18 protein-coding genes are annotated in these 18,974 nt (G+C 58.3%); 3 read left to right on the plus strand and 15 right to left on the minus strand.

Annotation, left to right across the window (positions count from 1 at the left end; genetic code table 11):
- Positions 1–33: 33 nt before the first annotated feature.
- Together AC1RQB_RS16540 and AC1RQB_RS16545 are read right to left on the minus strand one after the other, a co-directional pair.
- Positions 34–381 carry a phage holin family protein gene (locus tag AC1RQB_RS16540; RefSeq protein ID WP_063342646.1) on the minus strand — a complete coding sequence of 116 codons (348 nt, stop codon included), beginning with the start codon at positions 379–381 and terminating at the stop codon, positions 34–36.
- A gap of 521 nt (positions 382–902) precedes the next feature.
- A complete protein-coding gene (locus tag AC1RQB_RS16545) occupies positions 903–1,637 on the minus strand; it encodes an XRE family transcriptional regulator (protein ID WP_008072692.1) in 735 nt (244 codons plus the stop codon).
- Between the two features lie 198 nt (positions 1,638–1,835).
- On the opposite strand from AC1RQB_RS16545, the gene mutS reads away from it, so the two are divergent.
- Positions 1,836–4,415 carry a DNA mismatch repair protein MutS gene (mutS, locus tag AC1RQB_RS16550; RefSeq protein WP_063342645.1) on the plus strand — a complete coding sequence of 860 codons (2,580 nt, stop codon included), beginning with the start codon at positions 1,836–1,838 and terminating at the stop codon, positions 4,413–4,415.
- Between the two features lie 142 nt (positions 4,416–4,557).
- Entirely contained in the window at positions 4,558–4,881 is a 324-nt protein-coding gene (fdxA, locus tag AC1RQB_RS16555; RefSeq protein WP_008154011.1) for a ferredoxin FdxA, read from the plus strand.
- Positions 4,882–5,366: 485 nt separating this feature from the next.
- Here fdxA and rpoS read toward each other — a convergent pair whose 3' ends face one another.
- From rpoS to AC1RQB_RS16595, 8 genes are all read right to left on the minus strand, one after another.
- Complete coding sequence (gene rpoS / locus AC1RQB_RS16560; protein ID WP_008072688.1) at positions 5,367–6,374, minus strand: RNA polymerase sigma factor RpoS; 1,008 nt, start codon at positions 6,372–6,374, stop codon at positions 5,367–5,369.
- Positions 6,375–6,480: 106 nt separating this feature from the next.
- Entirely contained in the window at positions 6,481–7,338 is an 858-nt protein-coding gene (locus AC1RQB_RS16565; protein WP_008072686.1) for a peptidoglycan DD-metalloendopeptidase family protein, read from the minus strand.
- Positions 7,339–7,549: 211 nt separating this feature from the next.
- Positions 7,550–8,185 carry a protein-L-isoaspartate(D-aspartate) O-methyltransferase gene (locus AC1RQB_RS16570; protein ID WP_173667553.1) on the minus strand — a complete coding sequence of 212 codons (636 nt, stop codon included), beginning with the start codon at positions 8,183–8,185 and terminating at the stop codon, positions 7,550–7,552.
- 41 nt (positions 8,186–8,226) lie between these two features.
- On the minus strand, positions 8,227–8,976 hold the full coding sequence (gene surE, locus AC1RQB_RS16575; RefSeq protein WP_063342644.1) for a 5'/3'-nucleotidase SurE: 750 nt from the start codon (positions 8,974–8,976) through the stop codon (positions 8,227–8,229).
- Positions 8,964–10,022: a tRNA pseudouridine(13) synthase TruD gene (truD, locus tag AC1RQB_RS16580; protein WP_008072681.1), complete on the minus strand. Its 1,059-nt coding sequence runs from the start codon at positions 10,020–10,022 to the stop codon at positions 8,964–8,966. Before truD ends, surE begins: the two co-directional genes overlap by 13 nt.
- Positions 10,019–10,492 carry a 2-C-methyl-D-erythritol 2,4-cyclodiphosphate synthase gene (ispF, locus tag AC1RQB_RS16585; protein WP_063342643.1) on the minus strand — a complete coding sequence of 158 codons (474 nt, stop codon included), beginning with the start codon at positions 10,490–10,492 and terminating at the stop codon, positions 10,019–10,021. Before ispF ends, truD begins: the two co-directional genes overlap by 4 nt.
- Positions 10,493–10,704: 212 nt before the next feature.
- The gene (gene fghA, locus AC1RQB_RS16590; RefSeq protein ID WP_008072679.1) at positions 10,705–11,550 is read right to left on the minus strand and encodes an S-formylglutathione hydrolase; all 846 of its coding nucleotides are present in this window, start codon (positions 11,548–11,550) and stop codon (positions 10,705–10,707) included.
- 8 nt (positions 11,551–11,558) lie between these two features.
- Positions 11,559–12,671, minus strand: coding sequence for an S-(hydroxymethyl)glutathione dehydrogenase/class III alcohol dehydrogenase (locus AC1RQB_RS16595; RefSeq protein WP_007907184.1), 1,113 nt, complete (start codon positions 12,669–12,671; stop codon positions 11,559–11,561).
- Between the two features lie 106 nt (positions 12,672–12,777).
- Between AC1RQB_RS16595 and AC1RQB_RS16600 the strand changes: the two genes are divergently transcribed.
- Positions 12,778–13,674, plus strand: coding sequence for a LysR substrate-binding domain-containing protein (locus AC1RQB_RS16600; RefSeq protein ID WP_008072678.1), 897 nt, complete (start codon positions 12,778–12,780; stop codon positions 13,672–13,674).
- Between the two features lie 154 nt (positions 13,675–13,828).
- Here AC1RQB_RS16600 and ispD read toward each other — a convergent pair whose 3' ends face one another.
- The 5 genes from ispD to pyrG all read right to left on the minus strand — a co-directional run bounded on the left by ispD (position 13,829) and on the right by pyrG (position 18,910).
- Complete coding sequence (ispD, locus tag AC1RQB_RS16605; protein ID WP_008072677.1) at positions 13,829–14,536, minus strand: 2-C-methyl-D-erythritol 4-phosphate cytidylyltransferase; 708 nt, start codon at positions 14,534–14,536, stop codon at positions 13,829–13,831.
- Positions 14,533–14,811, minus strand: a complete 279-nt coding sequence (gene ftsB / locus AC1RQB_RS16610; protein WP_007907178.1) for a cell division protein FtsB — start codon at positions 14,809–14,811, stop codon at positions 14,533–14,535. The genes ispD and ftsB overlap by 4 nt, the downstream gene beginning before the upstream one ends.
- A gap of 171 nt (positions 14,812–14,982) precedes the next feature.
- Entirely contained in the window at positions 14,983–16,272 is a 1,290-nt protein-coding gene (eno, locus tag AC1RQB_RS16615; RefSeq protein WP_008072676.1) for a phosphopyruvate hydratase, read from the minus strand.
- A 155-nt stretch (positions 16,273–16,427) separates the two neighbouring features.
- Entirely contained in the window at positions 16,428–17,273 is an 846-nt protein-coding gene (gene kdsA / locus AC1RQB_RS16620; protein WP_008072675.1) for a 3-deoxy-8-phosphooctulonate synthase, read from the minus strand.
- A 5-nt stretch (positions 17,274–17,278) separates the two neighbouring features.
- Complete coding sequence (gene pyrG, locus AC1RQB_RS16625; RefSeq protein WP_008072674.1) at positions 17,279–18,910, minus strand: CTP synthase; 1,632 nt, start codon at positions 18,908–18,910, stop codon at positions 17,279–17,281.
- Positions 18,911–18,974: the final 64 nt, after the last annotated feature.

Here is an 18,974-nt window from a genome sequence, read left to right on the forward strand (position 1 = left end):
GCACTGTGGATGACGCTCCTTCAGGTTGGGGTCTCAATGATCCTGAGGCGTATCGCGCGGTGGCACTTCACAAACACCGATGCGCTTGGCGGCCCAGCGTTCATAAAGCCCGATGGCCACGTCCGCCCCGGCCATCGCCGTCAGGCAACCAAAAGCCCCTGCGGCCCATATCGACATGCCGGCGGCGTACAGCAGCATGATGGCCGAGACCCCGCAGATCATGCAGGCACCGGAGCGCAGCGCCAGGCGCCGCAGCAGCGACCAGCCACGGGCGCCCTCCTTGTCGGCGCGCCACATTTCGCCGGACACCCCGCCCACCAGGGCGAGAACGATGACCAGCCAGATCGGCATGTCCAGCAACGCTTGTTGCTCGTTTGTCATGTCACGCCTCCTGGGGGTGATTGATGAGTGATGTGTGTTGGTATCAAGCGATGTCTCTTGAGGTCGGCATTCCAAAAAGCCCGGTCGCCCAGGCTTTTCAGTAATGCGGTCCTTCGCCTTCCTTTAATCCTGTGTACAAAAAAGGAAGCTGATCTTTCGGCGCTACTGGCGCGGTACGGATCGATTCAAATTGTTTTTCCGACCGCGGTCCCTGCCCGCCGGATAACTGCTTCTGGTGCTTTACGCTGCACACCCGGGTCAGTTGCCAACCCTCTGAACCGTTGAGGCCGGTTCATCGCTGCCTTTGTGGTGGAACTAAAGAGCTTCGTTTCGAGCCGCCTTGTTGGGCGGCTTGAGACAAAGAATATGCATGGATGCATATACAGTCAATGCACAAATGCATTTATTTATGCATTAGAAATGCACAGACGCATGAAAGCCCCGCCAGCAAAGGCGTTGGCGGTTTTCGATAGGCGAAAAAAAACCCGCCGGGCAGCGGGTTTTATGTGACAGCGGTGAAATTAACGGGCGTACATGCCCCACCAGAAGACGTGACCGAGGATGACGATCTGCTCTTCCTGGATTTCCTGGAAGCTGTAGTCCTCGTCCGGATGCTCATCGCGGTTGAAGCTGCGCAGGCGAATCCCTGTCGGCAGGCGATAAAGCTGTTTCACCCGCAACTGGCCATTGTGGTTGATGGCGTACAGGTCGCCGTCGACGATGTCGCCAATCCCGCATTTACCGGCATTCACCCCGACCGTGGCGCCATCGCGCAACACCGGCAACATGCTGTTGCCGCGCACGGTCACGCATTTGGCCTGGTCGAACTGCACACCGTTGTGGCGCAAGCTGCGCTTGCCGAAGCGCAGGCTAGAGCGCTCGCTCTCTTCGATGACGAATCTTCCTGATCCAGCAGCCAATTCAACCTCGCGAAGAAAGGGGACCGACACCTCGTCGTCATCGACGGGCGTATCGTCGTCCCACAGGCTTATGTCCTTGAGTTCCGAATGCGACTCATCGCGCCCGGCGCTGGCGGCGTGCGCGACATCCGCACGGCCACGCAACTGGTCGGTGCTCACGGCGAAGTATTCGGCAATCTTCGAAATATGTTTATCCGAAGGGTCGACGATCTTCCCGCTGAGGATCCGCGAGAGAGTGGATTGAGGCACGCCGGTGCGACGGTGAAGCTCCGTGGGGGAGATCCCGTGCTGATCGAGCAGTGCTCTTAAGACGGTAGAAACATTGCGTTTTTGCATAACGTGCATAGTGCTTGATCTTTTTTCGGAAGACAAATGCTGATTTGCATAGATCGTGCATAGACAGCAGAAATGTGCCTTGGAGCTTTCATGCCTGCGTAGGTCGGACCGCCCATGTTAACCTTGCGCCCATCGCGGAAAAGCCGGGCCGACGCCCTCCTTTTGCCCCACACCTTTCAACGAATTTGCCTATATCCGATGAATAAAGCCCTCTCCGATCTGTCCTCCCACACGCCGATGATGCAGCAGTACTGGCGCCTGAAGAACCAGCACCCTGATCAGCTGATGTTCTATCGCATGGGTGACTTCTACGAGATCTTCTATGAAGACGCAAAGAAGGCCGCCAAGTTGCTGGACATCACCCTGACGGCTCGTGGGCAATCGGCGGGGCAGGCGATTCCGATGTGTGGGATTCCTTACCATGCAGCGGAAGGTTACCTGGCGAAACTGGTAAAGCTCGGCGAGTCGGTGGTGATTTGTGAGCAGGTCGGCGACCCGGCCACCAGCAAAGGCCCGGTGGATCGTCAGGTAGTGCGGATCATCACCCCCGGTACTGTCAGCGATGAAGCGCTGCTGGATGAACGTCGGGATAACCTGATCGCGGCGGTGCTGGGCGACGAGCGTCTGTTCGGGCTGGCGGTGCTGGACATCACCAGCGGCAACTTCACCGTGCTGGAGATCAAAGGCTGGGAAAACCTGCTGGCGGAACTGGAGCGGGTCAACCCGGTAGAGCTGATGATCCCGGACGACTGGCCGAAAGACCTGCCGGCGGAAAAACGTCGTGGGGTTCGTCGCCGTGCGCCGTGGGATTTTGAACGTGACTCGGCACTGAAAAGTCTTTGCCAGCAGTTTTCCACCCAGGACCTGAAAGGATTCGGCTGCGAGAACCTGACCCTGGCGATCGGCGCCGCCGGTTGCCTGCTCAGCTACGCCAAGGAAACCCAGCGCACCGCCCTGCCGCATTTGCGCAGCCTGCGTCATGAACGCCTGGATGACACCGTGGTGCTGGACGGCGCGAGCCGTCGCAACCTGGAACTGGACACCAACCTGGCCGGCGGTCGCGACAACACCTTGCAATCGGTGGTCGACCGCTGCCAGACCGCCATGGGCAGCCGCTTGCTGACTCGCTGGCTGAACCGTCCGCTGCGGGATTTGACCGTATTGCTGGCACGTCAGAGCTCGATCACCTGCCTGCTCGACGGTTACCGTTTCGAAAAACTGCAACCGCAGCTCAAGGAAATCGGTGACATCGAGCGGATTCTGGCGCGGATCGGCCTGCGCAATGCCCGTCCTAGAGACTTGGCGCGTCTGCGCGATGCCCTCGGTGCACTGCCTGAGTTGCAAGTGGCGATGGCCGAGCTTGAAGCCCCGCACATCATTCAACTGGCGGCGACCACCAGCACCTATCCGGAACTGGCGGCATTGCTGGACAAAGCCATTATCGATAACCCGCCCGCCGTTATCCGTGACGGCGGTGTGTTGAAAACCGGTTACGACAGCGAACTCGACGAATTGCAATCGCTCAGCGAAAACGCCGGGCAGTTCCTGATCGATCTCGAAGCGCGTGAAAAGGCCCGCACCGGCCTGTCGCACCTTAAGGTCGGCTACAACCGGATTCACGGATACTTCATCGAGTTGCCGAGCAAGCAGGCCGAATCGGCGCCTGCGGACTATATTCGCCGGCAGACCCTCAAAGGTGCCGAGCGCTTCATCACGCCGGAACTGAAGGCCTTCGAAGACAAGGCGCTGTCCGCCAAGAGCCGCGCCCTGGCTCGCGAAAAGATGCTCTACGAAGCACTGCTCGAAGACCTGATTGCTCAGTTGCCGCCTTTGCAAGACACGGCCGCAGCCTTGGCCGAGCTGGATGTGCTGAGCAACCTCGCCGAGCGCGCACTGAATCTGGACCTGAACTGCCCACGCTTCGTCAGCGAGCCGTGCATGCGCATCACCCAGGGTCGGCACCCGGTGGTCGAGCAAGTACTCACTACGCCATTCGTGGCCAATGACCTGAGCCTTGACGACAATACCCGCATGCTGGTGATCACCGGTCCGAACATGGGCGGTAAATCCACCTACATGCGTCAGACCGCATTGATCGTGCTACTGGCGCATATCGGCAGTTTCGTGCCGGCGGCCAGTTGCGAATTGTCCTTGGTCGACCGAATCTTCACGCGAATCGGTTCCAGCGATGACTTGGCGGGCGGTCGTTCGACCTTCATGGTTGAAATGAGCGAAACCGCGAACATTCTGCACAACGCCACCGAACGCAGCCTGGTGCTGATGGACGAAGTCGGGCGCGGCACCAGCACTTTCGACGGTCTGTCCCTGGCCTGGGCCGCGGCCGAGCGTCTGGCGCAGTTGCGGGCCTACACCCTGTTCGCCACCCACTATTTCGAGCTGACGGTGCTGCCGGAAGCCCAGCCGCTGGTGGCCAACGTGCACCTCAATGCCACCGAACACAACGAACGCATCGTGTTCCTGCACCACGTGTTGCCTGGGCCTGCCAGCCAGAGCTATGGCCTGGCGGTTGCGCAGTTGGCCGGTGTGCCGAGCGAAGTGATCGTGCGTGCTCGCGAACATCTGAGCCGACTGGAATCCACAGCGCTGCCTCATGAAGTTCCGAAGCCTGCCAAAGGAAAACCGGTCACGCCCCAGCAGAGCGACATGTTCGCCAGCCTGCCACATCCGGTGCTGGATGAACTGGCCAAACTTGATCTGGACGACATGTCACCGCGTCGTGCGCTCGAAATGCTCTATACACTAAAGACACGGATCTAACGCACTTGCCTGCAAGCTGTTAGAATCTCGCGCGGTTTGGGATGCTGCAGGCCAATAGCCTGACCTGCAGACTATCGCTCCCAAACCTGGCGACCCCAACGTGAAGGGGCTCCGCTGCCGCCGCCTGAGGAGAAAATTAGAAATGACCTTCGTCGTCACCGACAACTGCATCAAGTGCAAGTACACCGACTGCGTAGAAGTCTGTCCGGTGGACTGCTTTTACGAAGGCCCGAACTTCCTGGTGATTCACCCGGATGAGTGCATCGACTGCGCACTGTGCGAACCAGAATGCCCTGCCGTGGCCATCTTCTCTGAAGATGAAGTTCCGGAAGATATGCAGCAATTCATTCAGCTGAACGTTGAGCTGGCGGAAATCTGGCCCAACATCACCGAGAAGAAAGAATCGTTGCCCGATGCCGAAGAGTGGGATGGCGTCAAAGGCAAGATCAAAGACCTCGAACGCTGATTACCCCGTGTTCTCGAAAAGGCCCCTTGTGGGCCTTTTTGCTTTTCTGCAGGCAAAAAAAAGGGGCGGTATGACCCGCCCACATTTTTTCCCTATTCCTTGTGTTCCTTTTCATCGTCCTGATGAATCGCTTCCTGCGATGTCCGTTCCCCTCTTCCTTGAAGGGCGTGTCTATCCGTCGACACAGTTCAGATACTAGAGAATTCCCCATTAAGAGCAATCGGCCTCTGTCGCTGAAATCGCCTGTCACACGCTGTTAATCTAAAAAAATAATCATATAAATCAATAATATAAACGAATACCGCAAGTTAAATGGACAACTGCCAGGGTGTAAAAATAACGAACACTTACGAAAGAGTAAGCAAAGACTTACAACACGAGACTACAAACCTGAGGTGGTGCAAAAAAACAACGCACCTCTTATATTCCCGGCAACAAAAAGCCCCAAACCAGTTGGGGCTTTTTGTACCGGCTGAACGAGTTGCTTATTGGAACAGCGACTCACTCGACAGGCCGTTTTTCTCGAGAATTTCCCGAAGACGCTTGAGGCCTTCAACCTGGATTTGCCTGACCCGCTCCCGGGTCAAGCCGATTTCCAGGCCTACGTCTTCAAGTGTGCTGCTCTCGTGACCTCGCAAGCCGAAGCGGCGAATGACCACCTCGCGTTGCTTGTCGGTCAGCTCCGAGAGCCACTGATCGATGCTCTGTGACAGATCGTCGTCCTGCAACAGTTCGCATGGATCGGTCGGGCGGTCATCGGTAAGGGTGTCCAGCAGGGTTTTATCCGAATCCGGACCCAGCGAGACGTCGACCGAAGAAACCCGCTCGTTCAGGCCTAGCATGCGCTTGACCTCGCCTACCGGTTTCTCCAGCAGGTTGGCGATTTCTTCGGGTGAGGGTTCATGATCGAGCTTTTGAGTCAGCTCCCGTGCAGCCCGCAAGTACACATTGAGCTCTTTGACCACATGGATCGGCAACCGGATAGTCCGGGTCTGATTCATGATCGCGCGCTCGATGGTCTGACGAATCCACCAGGTGGCGTAGGTCGAAAAGCGGAAACCGCGTTCGGGATCGAACTTTTCTACTGCCCGGATCAGGCCGAGGTTGCCCTCTTCGATCAGGTCCAGCAGCGACAGCCCACGATTGACGTAACGACGGGCGATTTTCACCACCAGTCGCAGGTTGCTTTCAATCATGCGCTTGCGCCCGGCCGGATCGCCACTTTGCGACAAGCGCGCAAAATGAACTTCTTCCTCCGGGGAGAGCAATGGGGAAAAGCCGATTTCGTTGAGGTACAGCTGAGTGGCATCGAGTGCCCGTGTGTAGTCGATGTACTTGTGTTGCTTAAGCGAAGCGGAGTGTTTGGATTTGGCGCGAACGGAAGGTGGTGCATCCCCTTCATCATTCGACATCGAGTCCGTGGCGATGCCGGTCTCCATCAGGAGAACCTCATCGTCGATGTCAAACTCCGGCACTTCTTTACTGAGAGCCATTGTTATAGTCCTTTGGTGAGTTCGACCTCAAGCTCAAGCGGCGCCTTGATCCCTGGCAACGCTGGAGCCTGTTCCCTCTACGTGACGGAACAGGCTGGCTAACAAATCAACGACGTGGCAGGAATTGCAGCGGATCTACAGGTTTACCTTGTCGGCGAATCTCAAAATGCAGTTTCACCCGGTCTGTACCCGTTGACCCCATTTCGGCAATTGTCTGTCCGACTTTGACCTGCTGCCCCTCCCGAACCAACAGCCTGCGGTTATGTCCGTAGGCACTGACGTAGGTATCGCTGTGTTTGATGATGACTAATTCGCCGTAGCCCCTTAAGCCACTCCCGGCGTATACCACCGTCCCATCAGACGCAGCTAAAACAGGCTGTCCCAAATCTCCGGCGATATCAATTCCTTTATTCAAACTACCGTTTGAAGAGAATTTACCAATCAGAATGCCATTAGAAGGCCACCCCCAGCCTGTCGGGGCCGGACCGGCAGGAGGCAGTGGAGCGGGTGCCGGCTTGTTGGCGACGGACGGTGCAAGCACTGTTGTAGTGGTTGTAGCGCCATTTGCCTGGCGCCGAATTACGGTGGTTTTACTCGACGACGAAGGCGAGGAACTGGACGAACTCACTACCGCCGTCGGCGTTGAACCGCTGCGACCGTCGAAGCGAATTGTCTGACCCGGATGGATCGTGTAAGGCGTAGGAATGTTGTTCCGTGCTGCGAGGGCTTTGTAGTCCCAACCGTAGCGAAAAGCGATGGAGAACAAAGTGTCCTTGGGTCGGACAACATATTGGCCGGTGGTCACGGCCGGACGCTGGGCGACCGCCTTGTTGCGATCGACGACGCTCGCACTACCTGATTTGGTGCTGGAACATCCGACCAGCAAGGTACTCAAGACAAGGCCAGTCACCAGACGCTGAAAGCTCGTTATACCCATTCGCTGCGCAATGACTGTGAGACTCACCCGCCGCTCCCTTTGTGGTGGCTGAAAATATGGATTGCCGTGCTCCGGCACGAAATGTCGCAAGTATAACGGGCCGAACAGGCTTTAACTTTAATGAAGCGGATTCGCTTCGCGCACACGTTTGCTGTCTGAAGATGAATTGCGTTTAACCAATCGATGCCGCTGTAAGACCCGGGCATTCGAAGAGAATTCAGCGCGCTGAAACAAATGCTCAGGCCAACGGCCCATTGAGCAATGGGACAAAGCGCACCGCCCCCAGAACACGTCTGGAAAAGCCCTGTTCCTCACGGATGATCAACATCAATTGTTGAACTTCACCGGAGCCGACCGGAATCACCAGTCGCCCACCCGGTGCCAACTGATCGAGCAGTGCCTGAGGCACATCGGTGGCCACGGCGGTGACGATGATGCCGTTGTAAGGCGCCAATGCCGGCCAGCCTTCCCAACCATCGCCCCAGCGAAACACCACGTTGCGCAGGTTCAGCTCCACCAGGCGCTCCTTGGCCCGGTCCTGCAGAACCTTGATGCGCTCCACGGAAAAAACCCGCTCGACCAATTGCGACAGCACGGCCGTCTGGTAACCCGAACCGGTGCCGATTTCCATTACCTTGTCCAACGGACCAGCCTCCAGCAGCAGCTCGCTCATGCGCGCCACCATATAAGGCTGGGAGATGGTCTGGTTATGCCCGATCGGCAGCGCCGTATCTTCATAGGCTCGATGAGACAACGCCTCATCGACGAACAGGTGACGCGGGGTGCGGCGGATGACTTCCAGCACCTTGGCGTTGGAGATTCCTTCTTCATAGAGGCGCTGAATCAGACGCTCACGGGTCCGTTGCGAGGTCATCCCGATACCGCGATGCAGAATATGATCTTGTTCACGAGCCATTAACGCAGACCCTCCAGCCAGCCATCGAGACTTCTGAAGGCATCATTAAAGGTGCGATCCAGTTGCAGTGGCGTGATTGAAACATAGCCTTGCATCACCGCATGGAAATCGGTACCCGGGCCGCCATCTTCAGCGTCCCCCGCCGCGGCGATCCAGTAACCGGATTTACCCCGCGGGTCGACCACTTTCATCGGTGCCGCGGCGCGGGCGCGATGGCCGAGGCGGGTCAGCTGGATACCGCGGATGTGCTCCAGCGGCAAGTTGGGAATGTTCACGTTCAGTACCGTGCGCGGTGGCAGATCAAGGTCCGCGTGAGCCTCTACCAGTTTGCGCGCAAAATAAGCGGCTGTGGGAAGGTTCTCTACTTGCCGTGAGACGAACGAAAAGGCAAACGAAGGACGCCCAAGGAAGCGCCCTTCGAGGGCCGCCGCCACAGTGCCGGAATACAGCACGTCATCCCCCAGGTTGGCCCCCAGGTTGATGCCGGAAACCACCATGTCCGGCTCAAACTCCAGCAAGCCGTTAAGGCCCAGGTGCACGCAGTCGGTGGGTGTACCGTTAAGGCTGATAAAGCCGTTGGCCAGGGTGTGCGGGTGCAACGGACGGTCGAGCGTCAGCGAGCTGCTGGCGCCGCTTTTGTCCTGGTCCGGGGCGATAACCACGCATTCGGTGTAATCCGCCAGCGCAGCATAAAGCGCGGCGAGACCGGGTGCGGTTACCCCATCGTCGTTAGAAATCAGAATACGCATGGGCTGTCCGTCTGCCCCACCGGCACCAGATCGACGAGTTCACGCACCAATACGGTGGCGAAGCATCCGGCCGGCAGGACGAATTCCAGTTGCAGAATGTCAGGCTCGGGATAATGCCACGTCAACCCGCCAATGGGCAGCCGCAGGATGCGACGTTCGTGGCTCATTCCGGCGTTAATCAACCAATCGCGCAGATCCGCTTCGCGCGCGGCGATTGCCTGCTCCAGTTCATGGACTGCGCCTGACGTCGGCGAGTCACCTTCGCCCCACTGCGGGCCGGTCGGGTGCAGGTCGAGAATAGCCAGACGAGGATCGCTGCATTCGGCTTCACCCGCCGGGAAGAAACTGCGGCTGTCGGTGAACGCCAGCAGATCACCCACCTGCGCGCGCTGCCAGGTGCCATCGGCGACGCGCGCCGCCAACACTTGATTGAACAGAAAACTACGGGCGGTGGAGAGCAGGCGCGAACGCACATTGCGCTGCTCCGGCAAGGCCTTGCGCGCGGCCCAGGCACGGGCGTCGACGACGTTGCCGCCATCAAAGCCGAATCGCTGGGCGCCGAAATAATTGGGAATACCTTGTTTGGCGATCAGTTGCAGACGCTCTTCGATCGCCGCCTTGTCACCGGTGAACTGGGTCAAGCGCAAGGTGAAGCCATTGGCCGAGTGGGCACCGCGTTGCAGTTTGCGTTTATGCCGACCGGTCTTGAGGATTTTCAGCGTGTCGTTTTCCGCCGCCGACAGATCAGGATCAGCCTTGCCCGGCAGTTGCACACTGAACCACTGGCGCGTCAGCGCCTGACGGTCCTTGAGGCCGGCATAGCTGACGGTGCGCAACGGCACACCCGCTGCCTTGGCGATGCGCCGTGCCGCTTCTTCAGTATTCAGACCGCGCTTTTCCACCCAGATCCACAGGTGTTCGCCATCACCACTGAGAGGGATATCAAGGACTTCGTCGACCTGGAAATCTTCAGCCGTGGCTTTCAGTACCGCGCTGCCCAGGGCTTCACCATAGGCCCGGGGGCCGAGCAATTGCGCCTCGTTCATGCGCGCAGCAACAAGGCAACGGAGTGCACGGCAATACCTTCTTCGCGACCGACAAAGCCAAGCTTTTCGGTGGTGGTAGCTTTCACGTTCACTTGATCCAACTCAACTTGAAGATCCGCGGCAATCAGCGCGCGCATCGATTCGATATGGGGGGCCATTTTCGGGGCTTGGGCGACGATGGTGTTATCGACGTTGCCGATTTTCCAGCCCTTGGCGTGGATCAGCGCGACAACGTGACGCAACAGCACACGGCTGTCGGCGCCCTTGAATTGCGGGTCGGTGTCCGGAAAATGCTTGCCGATATCACCCAGCGCGGCAGCGCCGAGCAACGCGTCGCTCAAGGCGTGCAGCAGGACGTCGCCGTCGGAATGGGCGAGCAGCCCGAAGCTGTGAGCAATCCGCACGCCGCCCAGAGTGATGAAATCGCCTTCAGCGAAACGGTGCACATCATAGCCGTGGCCAATACGCATAAAAAAACGCCCCGATTTTTGTCAGGGCGTGATTCTACCTGCTTTGTCGGACATTAGGGTCTGTTGACGTTTGGTGGCGAGCCGCGTTGCAGTGCCAAGTTGTGCGAGGCAAGGCGCGGGATACAGCCAATGGTTGTTCCCTTGGCAAATCCCGCAACGCAGCATCGCGCAACTTGGCGCGCAACGCGGCCGTCACCGAACGTCAACAGACCCTACGCGCTTAGCGCGCGCGCATGATGTTGCAGGTGGTCATCAATGAAGCTGGCGATGAAGAAATAACTGTGGTCGTAGCCCGGTTGCAGACGCAACGTCAACGGATGATCCGCCAGTTTGGCGGCCTGTTGCAAGGCTTCAGGCTTGAGCTGGGTGGCCAGGAAATCATCGCGATCCCCCTGATCGACCAGCAGCGGCAGCTTCTCGTCAGCCTCGGCGATCAATGCACAGGCATCCCATTCGCGCCACTTCGAACGGTCTTCTCCCAAGTAACGGGAAAAGGCTTTCTGGCCCCAAGGGCAATCCATTGGATTGTTGATCGGCGAGAACGCCGACACCGACAGATAACGCCCCGGATTGCGCAACGCGCAGACCAACGCACCGTGGCCGCCCATGGAGTGACCACTGATGCCACGCTTGTCCGATGTCGGGAAATGCGCTTCGACCAATGCCGGCAATTCCTGCACGACATAATCATGCATCCGATAGTGCCGGGACCAGGGTTCCTGAGTGGCATTCAGATAAAAACCGGCACCGAGACCGAAGTCCCAGGCGCCATCCGGGTCACCCGGCACATCTGGGCCGCGCGGGCTGGTATCCGGTGCGACGATGATCAGCCCCAGCTCGGCGGCCATGCGCATGGCGCCGGCCTTTTGCATGAAGTTCTCGTCGGTGCAGGTCAGGCCGGACAACCAGTACAGCACCGGCAGCTTACCGCCCTGCTCCGCTTGCGGCGGCAGGTACACGGCAAACACCATGTCGCAACCGAGCACGTCGGAGCGGTGCCGATAGCGCTTGTGCCAGCCCCCGAAGCTTTTCTGACAGGAGATATTTTCCAGGCTCATGACCGACCTCAGAAATGGATGACGGAACGGATGCTCTTGCCTTCATGCATCAGGTCAAACGCCTTGTTGATATCTTCGAGGCCCATCGTGTGGGTGATGAAGGTATCCAGCGGAATCTCGCCGGTCTGGGCCATTTCAACATAGCTCGGCAACTCGGTACGCCCACGCACACCACCGAACGCCGAACCGCGCCAGACGCGACCGGTCACCAGTTGGAACGGACGGGTTGAGATTTCCTGACCGGCACCGGCCACGCCGATGATCACCGACTCACCCCAACCTTTGTGGCAGCACTCAAGTGCAGCACGCATCAGCTGGACGTTGCCGATGCACTCGAAGGAAAAGTCGACGCCGCCATCGGTCATGTCGACGATCACTTCCTGAATAGGACGATCGAAGTCTTTCGGGTTTACACAATCGGTCGCGCCCAGTTGCTTGGCGATCTCGAACTTGGCCGGATTGATGTCGATGGCGATGATCCGCCCTGCCTTGGCTTTGACCGCGCCAATCACAGCCGACAGACCGATTCCGCCCAGACCGAAAATGGCGACGGTGTCACCCGGCTTGACCTTGGCGGTGTTGATTACCGCGCCGATGCCAGTGGTGACGCCACAACCCAGCAGGCATACTTTTTCCAAGGGTGCTTCTTTAGGAATTTTGGCGACGGAGATTTCCGGCAGCACGGTGTACTCGGAAAAAGTCGAGGTACCCATGTAGTGGAAAATCGTTTCGCCCTTGTAGGAAAAACGCGAAGTGCCATCCGGCATCAGGCCTTTACCCTGTGTCGCACGAATTGCCTGGCAGAGGTTGGTTTTGCCCGACAGACAGAATTTGCACTTGCCGCATTCCGGGGTGTACAGCGGGATCACATGGTCGCCAACCGCGACCGAAGTCACGCCCTCGCCGATCGCTTCGACCACCGCGCCACCTTCGTGACCCAGGATCGACGGGAAGATACCTTCCGGGTCCGCGCCCGAGAGGGTATAGGCATCAGTATGGCAAACACCGGAGGCGACGACGCGCAGCAGAACTTCCCCAGCCTTGGGCATGGCGACATCGACTTCAACGATCTCGAGGGGTTTCTTGGCCTCGAAGGCAACGGCGGCGCGCGACTTGATCATGCTGACTCTCCAGTGAATAAAAACAAGACAATGAGTGTAATACAGCGCCTTACGATGAATAATCAGGACAAAAGCAAAACATTATTGCCACACAGGGATAATCCTGATGTCCGAAAACCGCTGGGAAGGCATCGATGAGTTCGTCGCCGTCGCTGAGTGCAGCCAATTCACTGCCGCGGCCGAACGCCTTGGGGTGTCTTCTTCTCATATCAGTCGCCAAATCGTACGGCTGGAAGAGCGCCTGCAAACCCGTTTGCTCTATCGCAGCACCCGCCGAGTCACCTTGACCGAGGCAGGGCAAACCTTTTTGCAACATTGTCAGCGTTTGCAGGACGGTCGCGAAGAAGCCTTGCGCGCTGTCGGCGACCTGACCAGCGAACCCAAGGGCATGCTGCGCATGACCTGTGCCGTAGCCTACGGAGAACGCTTCATCGTGCCGCTGGTGACTCGCTTCATGGGGCTGTATCCACAACTGCGCGTCGACATCGAGCTGAGCAATCGCCCGCTCGATCTGGTGCATGAAGGGCTGGACCTGGCCATCCGCCTCGGCCGCTTGCAGGATTCCAGATTGGTCGCGACGCGCCTGGCACCACGGCGCATGTACCTGTGCGCCTCACCGTCCTACCTGGAACGGTATGGTCGCCCACACAGCTTGTCGGAATTGAGTCGCCATAACTGCCTCATCGGTAGCTCGGACATCTGGCAACTGGAGCAGAACGGGCGGGAATTTTCCCAGCGAGTACAGGGAAACTGGCGCTGCAACAGTGGGCAGGCAGTGCTGGATGCCGCACTACAAGGGGTTGGGTTGTGTCAGTTGCCGGATTACTACGTGCTGGAATACCTGAAAAACGGCGAATTGATTTCGCTGCTGGAAGCCCATCAGCCGCCGAACACCGCCGTGTGGGCGCTTTACCCACAGCAACGGCATCTGTCGCCGAAGGTGCGCAAGTTGGTGGACTACTTGAAGGAAGGGTTGGCTGAACGGCCGGAGTATCGTGGTTAGACCTGCCAATGCATTCAGCGATAAATTCGTTGACTGGACCACCGCTTTCGCGAGCAAGCCTGCTCCCACATTGGTTCTGTGTCATACCCCAAACACGTAACCGACGGAGATCAAATGTGGGAGCGGGCTTGCTCGCGAAAGGCGCGACTCGGGCTTAGCGACGGTTAGCCCATCGCTGGCGCAACCATTCAAGGTCTTCAGGGCGAGTGACTTTGATGTTATCGGATCGCCCTTCAATCAGGCGCGGCGCCAAACCCGCCCATTCCATGGCCGAAGCTTCATCGGTGATGACAACGTCGGCCACCAGACTATCGGCCAACGCCCGATGCAACGCGCCAAGGCGAAACATCTGCGGCGTATAGGCCTGCCAGATCACGCTGCGATCCACCGTTTCCAGCACGCGCCCATGCTTGTCGACCCGCTTGAGGGTATCGCGCGCAGGCACCGCCAATAGACCGCCAACCGGATCATCAGCCAGCTCACTGAGCAATTTATCGAGATCATCACGCGCCAGATTCGGTCGTGCAGCATCGTGCACCAACACCCAATCCTCATCGTCAGCGCCTTGGGCATGCAAATGCAGCAAGGCATTGAGTACCGACCCGGAGCGCTCGGCGCCACCTTCGACCCGCTGAATACGCGGATCGGCAGCACAGGCCAGGTTCGGCCAGTAAGGATCGTCGATTGCAAGACTGACCACCAACCCCTTCAGGGCAGGATGATCGAGGAAACAGCCGAGGCTGTGTTCGAGAATAGTGCGCCCGCCCAGTTGCAAGTATTGCTTGGGACGGTCCGCGGCCATACGGGCACCGACGCCCGCGGCAGGAATCACGGCCCAGAAGGCCGGTAACGAATTAATCATTGGGCCAACTGGTAAAGGGTTTCACCGTCCTTGACCATGCCCAACTCATGACGAGCCCGTTCTTCAACGGTCTCCATGCCCTTTTTCAATTCGCTGACTTCGGCGTCCATCACCCGATTGCGCTCCAGCAACGCCTCGTTCTCGGCGTGTTGATCCGCAATCTGCTGCTTCAGCTCGGCCACTTGCGCCAGACTGCCATTACCCACCCACAGGCGGTACTGCAGGCCGGCCAGCAGCAAGAGCAAGACGAGAAACAACCAATTGGGACTGCGCATCGAATATCAGGTATCCAGTGAAAAAAGACAGCCATGCCAAAACTTTGAAGCTTCTGATAGCACGAAGCCTGGAAGAACCAGGCTTGTGCTCTTAAGGCATCAGATTAGTGGCAAATCCATCGCTGCTGCGATTTTTCCGACACAATCCGGTGTCTTTTTATCGTTTACCACTCAGCCGCGAAACTCGCTACGACCGTTGTACTTGGCTTTGCCATTCAACTGCTCTTCGATACGCAGCAGTTGGTTGTACTTGGAAACACGGTCGGAACGGCACAGGGAGCCGGTCTTGATCTGGCCAGCCGCAGTGCCCACAGCCAGGTCGGCAATGGTCGAATCTTCGGTTTCGCCGGAGCGGTGCGAGATGACGGCGGTGTAACCAGCGGCCTTGGCCATCTGGATCGCTTCCAGGGTTTCGGTCAGGGTGCCGATCTGGTTGAACTTGATCAGGATCGAGTTGGCGATCTTTTTATCGATGCCTTCTTTCAGGATCTTGGTGTTGGTTACGAACAGGTCGTCGCCCACCAGCTGAGTCTTCTCGCCGATTTTGTCGGTGAGGATTTTCCAGCCCGCCCAGTCGGACTCGTCCAGACCGTCTTCGATGGAGATGATCGGGTAACGCTCGGTCAGACCTTTCAGGTAATCAGCGAAACCTTCAGCGGTGAACACCTGGCCTTCGCCGGACAGGTTGTACTTGCCGTCTTCGTAGAATTCGCTGGCTGCGCAGTCCAGAGCCAGGGTCACGTCGGTGCCCAGCTTGTAACCGGCGTTGGCCACGGCTTCGGAGATCACTTTCAAAGCGTCTTCGTTGGAGGCCAGGTTCGGCGCGAAACCACCTTCATCACCAACGGCAGTGCTCAGACCACGAGCCTTCAGTACAGCTTTAAGGTGATGGAAAATCTCGGTGCCCATGCGCAGACCTTCCGAGAAAGACTTGGCGCCTACTGGCTGAACCATGAATTCCTGGATGTCGACGTTGTTATCGGCGTGCTCGCCACCGTTGATGATGTTCATCATCGGAACCGGCATCGAGTAAACACCCGGGGTGCCGTTCAGGTTGGCGATGTGAGCGTACAGCGGCAGGTCCTGGTCCTGAGCAGCTGCCTTGGCCGCGGCCAGGGAAACGGCGAGGATCGCGTTGGCGCCCAGGGTCGCTTTGTTTTCGGTGCCGTCCAGCTTGATCATCGCGTGATCCAGCGCTTTCTGGTCGCTTGGGTCTGTACCCAGCAACAGGTCGCGGATCGGACCGTTGATGTTGGCGACGGCTTTCAGAACGCCTTTGCCCAAGTAACGGCTCTTGTCGCCATCACGCAGCTCGAGTGCTTCACGCGAGCCAGTGGAAGCACCGGATGGCGCGCAAGCGCTGCCGATGATGCCGTTATCGAGAAGCACATCTGCTTCCACAGTGGGATTGCCACGGGAGTCGAGAACTTCACGACCTTTGATGTCGACGATTTTTGCCATTGTTGTGAACACTCCAAAGTTGACGAAAACGACGCAGCTGAAGGAAATCTTTATCGTCGGCAAGTGACAGACAGGGGGCAGGCTTGCGGACGATAAGGCTCAAGCCCGAGGGCCTGAGCGTTAAACCGTGCAGTACTTTACCGGAGAATCGGGGTTTACGCGGTTTCTACTGTCGGAAAACTTTTAACCAATTCGTCCAGTGCCTTGAGCTGGGCCAGGAAGGGTTCCAGTTTGTCCAGGCGCAAGGCGCAAGGGCCGTCGCATTTGGCGTTGTCCGGGTCCGGGTGCGCTTCGAGGAACAGACCGGCCAGCGACTGGCTCATGCCTGCCTTGGCCAGGTCGGTGACCTGGGCACGACGACCGCCGGCTGAATCGGAGCGACCGCCAGGCATTTGCAGCGCGTGGGTCACGTCGAAGAACACCGGGTACTCGAACTGCTTCATGATGCCGAAGCCAAGCATGTCGACGACCAGGTTGTTGTAGCCGAAGCTCGAACCACGCTCGCAGAGGATCAACTGATCGTTACCGGCTTCTACGCATTTGTTCAGGATGTGTTTCATTTCCTGAGGCGCGAGGAACTGGGCTTTCTTGATGTTGATCACCGCGCCGGTCTTGGCCATCGCGACCACGAGGTCGGTCTGGCGCGACAGGAAGGCCGGCAACTGGATGATGTCGCAGACTTCAGCGACGACCGCGGCCTGATCAGGCTCGTGGACGTCGGTGATGACCGGCACACCAAAGGCTTGCTTGATGTCCTGGAAAATCCGCATGCCCTCTTCCAGGCCGGGGCCACGGTAAGAGGTCACAGAAGAACGGTTCGCCTTGTCGAAACTGGCCTTGAACACGTAAGGGATACCGAGTTTCTCGGTGACCTTTACGTACTCTTCGCAGACCTGCATCGCCATGTCGCGGCTTTCCAGCACGTTCATGCCACCGAACAGCACCATTGGCTTGTCGTTGGCAATTTCGATGTTGCCTACGCGGATGATCTTCTGTGCCATCTGGTTTACGCCTTCTTCTGGTGTTGGGCCAAAGCGGCTTTGACGAAGCCGCTGAACAACGGGTGACCGTCGCGCGGTGTCGAGGTGAACTCAGGGTGGAACTGGCAAGCGACGAACCATGGATGATCCGGTGCTTCGACCACTTCAACCAGCGCGCCATCACCGGAACGACCGGAGATTTTCAGACCGGCCTCGATGATTTGCGGCAGCAGGTTGTTGTTCACTTCGTAGCGATGACGGTGACGCTCGACGATCACGTCCTTGGCATAGCAATCGTGCACCAGGGAACCTGGCTCAAGCAGGCAATCCTGAGCGCCGAGGCGCATGGTGCCACCCAGATCGGAGGTTTCGGTACGGGTTTCGACTGCGCCAGTGGCATCTTCCCACTCGGTGATCAGACCCACCACCGGGTGACCGCTGGTGCGATCGAACTCGGTGGAGTTGGCGTCTTTCCAGCCCATGACGTTACGAGCGAACTCGATAACGGCCACTTGCATGCCCAGGCAGATACCCAGGTATGGAATCTTGTTTTCACGAGCGTATTGAACGGCAGTGATCTTGCCTTCAACGCCACGCAGACCAAAGCCACCTGGTACCAGAATCGCGTCGACGCCTTCCAGCAGCGCGGTGCCCTGGTTTTCGATGTCTTCGGAATCGATGTAGCGCAGGTTGACCTTGGTGCGGTTGCTGATGCCGGCGTGACTCATCGCTTCGATCAGCGACTTGTAGGCGTCCAGCAGTTCCATGTACTTGCCGACCATCGCGATGGTGACTTCGTGCTCCGGGTTCAGCTTGGCATCTACCACCGCTTCCCACTCGGACAGATCGGCGCTGTCGCATTGCAGGCCGAAACGCTCGACGACGAAATCATCCAGACCCTGGGAGTGCAGGATGCCCGGGATCTTGTAGATGGTGTCGGCGTCTTCCAGCGCGATCACCGCACGTTCTTCAACGTTGGTGAACTGCGCGATCTTGCGGCGCGAAGAGATGTCGATAGGGTGATCGGAACGGCATACCAGCACGTCTGGCTGCAGGCCAATGGAACGCAGTTCCTTGACCGAGTGCTGAGTCGGCTTGGTTTTGGTTTCGCCGGCAGTGGCGATGTACGGCACCAGCGTCAGGTGCATCAGCATCGCGCGCTTGGCGCCGACTTCGAAACGCAATTGACGGATCGCTTCGAGGAACGGTTGCGATTCGATGTCACCCACGGTGCCACCGATCTCGACCATGGCCACGTCGGCATCACCGGCGCCCTTGATGATCCGGCGCTTGATTTCGTCGGTGATGTGCGGGATCACCTGAATGGTTGCGCCCAGGTAATCACCACGGCGCTCTTTGCGCAGGACGTGTTCGTAGACACGGCCAGTGGTGAAGTTGTTGTTCTGGGTCATGGTCGTGCGGATGAACCGCTCGTAGTGGCCCAGGTCCAGGTCGGTCTCGGCGCCGTCGTGGGTGACGAACACTTCACCGTGCTGGAACGGGCTCATGGTGCCCGGGTCAACGTTGATGTACGGGTCCAGCTTCAGCATGGTGACCTTAAGTCCCCGCGCCTCCAGGATGGCCGCCAATGAAGCCGAGGCAATGCCTTTCCCCAATGAAGAAACAACACCGCCCGTGACGAATATGTAGCGCGTCATGAAAAACCCTAGAAGTCTGCGTTAAAGCGGTCCGAGCCGCCGGGGAAAGCGAAGGAAGGCCGAA

Source organism: Pseudomonas sp. GW822-FHT02E03, from assembly GCF_058802325.1.

Excerpts from the sequence above, each read along its gene's own strand:
- rpoS (WP_008072688.1), bottom strand. The coding sequence starts at position 6,374 with ATGGCTCTCAGTAAAGAAGTGCCGGAGTTTGACATCGACGATGAGGTT.
- AC1RQB_RS16545 (WP_008072692.1), bottom strand. The coding sequence starts at position 1,637 with ATGCAAAAACGCAATGTTTCTACCGTCTTAAGAGCACTGCTCGATCAG.
- AC1RQB_RS16540 (WP_063342646.1), bottom strand. The coding sequence starts at position 381 with ATGACAAACGAGCAACAAGCGTTGCTGGACATGCCGATCTGGCTGGTC.
- AC1RQB_RS16570 (WP_173667553.1), bottom strand. The coding sequence starts at position 8,185 with ATGACCTCGCAACGGACCCGTGAGCGTCTGATTCAGCGCCTCTATGAA.
- mutS (WP_063342645.1), top strand. The coding sequence starts at position 1,836 with ATGAATAAAGCCCTCTCCGATCTGTCCTCCCACACGCCGATGATGCAG.
- truD (WP_008072681.1), bottom strand. The coding sequence starts at position 10,022 with ATGAACGAGGCGCAATTGCTCGGCCCCCGGGCCTATGGTGAAGCCCTG.
- ispD (WP_008072677.1), bottom strand. The coding sequence starts at position 14,536 with ATGATTAATTCGTTACCGGCCTTCTGGGCCGTGATTCCTGCCGCGGGC.
- AC1RQB_RS16595 (WP_007907184.1), bottom strand. The coding sequence starts at position 12,671 with ATGATCAAGTCGCGCGCCGCCGTTGCCTTCGAGGCCAAGAAACCCCTC.
- ftsB (WP_007907178.1), bottom strand. The coding sequence starts at position 14,811 with ATGCGCAGTCCCAATTGGTTGTTTCTCGTCTTGCTCTTGCTGCTGGCC.
- eno (WP_008072676.1), bottom strand. The coding sequence starts at position 16,272 with ATGGCAAAAATCGTCGACATCAAAGGTCGTGAAGTTCTCGACTCCCGT.
- kdsA (WP_008072675.1), bottom strand. The coding sequence starts at position 17,273 with ATGGCACAGAAGATCATCCGCGTAGGCAACATCGAAATTGCCAACGAC.
- surE (WP_063342644.1), bottom strand. The coding sequence starts at position 8,976 with ATGCGTATTCTGATTTCTAACGACGATGGGGTAACCGCACCCGGTCTC.
- fghA (WP_008072679.1), bottom strand. The coding sequence starts at position 11,550 with ATGAGCCTGGAAAATATCTCCTGTCAGAAAAGCTTCGGGGGCTGGCAC.
- ispF (WP_063342643.1), bottom strand. The coding sequence starts at position 10,492 with ATGCGTATTGGCCACGGCTATGATGTGCACCGTTTCGCTGAAGGCGAT.
- AC1RQB_RS16600 (WP_008072678.1), top strand. The coding sequence starts at position 12,778 with ATGTCCGAAAACCGCTGGGAAGGCATCGATGAGTTCGTCGCCGTCGCT.
- pyrG (WP_008072674.1), bottom strand. The coding sequence starts at position 18,910 with ATGACGCGCTACATATTCGTCACGGGCGGTGTTGTTTCTTCATTGGGG.
- fdxA (WP_008154011.1), top strand. The coding sequence starts at position 4,558 with ATGACCTTCGTCGTCACCGACAACTGCATCAAGTGCAAGTACACCGAC.